Source organism: Methylocystis suflitae (assembly GCF_024448135.1).
GTDB lineage: Bacteria > Pseudomonadota > Alphaproteobacteria > Rhizobiales > Beijerinckiaceae > Methylocystis > Methylocystis suflitae.
The window spans coordinates 1-1608 of sequence record NZ_JAMRYX010000164.1 but is presented as its reverse complement, the minus strand read 5'-3'; the positions used below and the strand labels follow the sequence as shown (position 1 = coordinate 1608).

Genomic DNA, 1608 nt, shown 5'->3' with positions numbered 1-1608 from the left:
CCGTTTCTCGATTGGCGCCGACGATGCGCGCCGAGGCCTCATAGCCGAAGCCCTCGAGCGAGACGAGCAGCAGCATGGCGCGCTCATCGAAACAAAGACTTGCAAGCCCATGGACCACCGGCGGGTGGCGCGACGCCGGACCTGGGGCGTTTGCGAGCTTTTTCTGAGCGAGCCCGACAAGCGCCGCATAGGCTTCGATTCGCGCTTCGGCGAGATCGGCGGGGCGCAGCTCGCGCGCCCGGATCCGCGCGCCGACCGATTGCAGCGCGCTCTGCACCAGATCATCGGCGATGGCAGGGCCCGCGCCGGCGCAAAGGGCGCGCGCAAAGCGTCTCAGGGCCGGAGTCGCTCCGCCCAGACCCGCTATGATGTCGGCTCTTCTGCCCATGCGGCCCGCTCCGCTCGGTCTTCTCGCCAGTCTGCGAAGCCAATGACGTTTCCTATCGAATGATAGGGCATCGCCGCGCAATTGGCTATGCTTGGCCGTTCTGGGGCGTGCGATTTCACATTCGCCGCCGCCTGTGGCGCGAGGGTTTCCTTTGCGCCCAAAGCACGCTAAACGGCGCGAGCCGCCGAGCGCTTTTCTCGCCCAGGACATAGACACGCATGACACAGCAAGCTGCGCCCGCCGCCCTTTTCGCCGGACTGCTCAAGGGGAAGAAGGGGCTCATCCTGGGCGTCGCCAACAATCGCTCGATCGCCTGGGGAATCGCCAAGGCCTGCGCCGACGCCGGCGCCGAACTCGCGCTCACCTACCAGATCGAAGCGCTGGAAAAGCGCGTGCGCCCGCTGGCGGCGGACATCGGCGCGACGGTCGTCGGCCGCTGCGACGTCTCCGAGCCGGAAACGATGGACGCCATCTTCGCCGAGATCGAAAAGCTTTGGGGCCGACTCGATTTCGTCGTGCACTGCCTCGCCTATTCCGACAAGGACCAGCTCGACGGGCGCTATGTCGAGACGACGCTGGAAAACTTCCAGATGTCGCTGAACATCTCCTGCTACTCCTTCACCGCAATCGCGCAGCGCGCCGAGAAGCTGATGCCGGACGGCGGCTCGCTCTTAACGCTCACCTATTACGGCGCCGAGAAATGGATGCCGCATTACAATGTAATGGGCGTGGCGAAGGCGGCGCTCGAAGCCTCGGTGCGCTATCTCGCCGCCGATCTCGGCGTGAAGAACATTCGCGTCAACGCCATTTCGGCCGGGCCGATCAAGACCATGGCGGCGTCGGGCATCGGCGACTTCCGCTACATCCTGCGCTGGAACGAATATAATTCGCCGCTGCGCCGCGTCGTGACGATCGAGGAAGTGGGGGAAACGGCGGTCTATCTGGTGTCGCCGATGGCGCGCGGCGTCTCCGGCGAAGTGCTGCATGTCGACGCCGGCTATCATGTCGTCGGCATGATGAACCCGAGCGCCGCGCCGAAAATGGCGGATCTCCTCGCGCTGCTGCCGCAGCAGAAGTGAGGCGCAGAGCCCCGCCCGCGCGCGTCGCGGGCGTCGGCGCCGGGCGCGCTTCTACAGCTGAGTTTTATCAAATCCGTTTGAACGGCTCGGATGTCATTCCCGACGCGCGAAGCGCGATCGGGAATCCAGAGCAAACCCAGC

The 1608-nt window shown here is 65.2% G+C and carries 2 protein-coding genes; one reads left to right on the top strand and one right to left on the bottom strand.

Annotated elements, in window-relative coordinates:
- A partial coding sequence (locus NEI07_RS12290) for an RNA polymerase subunit sigma-70 (RefSeq protein ID WP_256034898.1) occupies window positions 1-388 on the bottom strand: 388 nt, incomplete at its 3' end.
- Between the two features lie 218 nt (window positions 389-606).
- On the opposite strand from NEI07_RS12290, the gene fabI reads away from it, so the two are divergent.
- Window positions 607-1467: an enoyl-ACP reductase FabI gene (gene fabI, locus NEI07_RS12285; RefSeq protein WP_256034897.1), complete on the top strand. Its 861-nt coding sequence runs from the start codon at window positions 607-609 to the stop codon at window positions 1465-1467.
- Window positions 1468-1608: the final 141 nt, after the last annotated feature.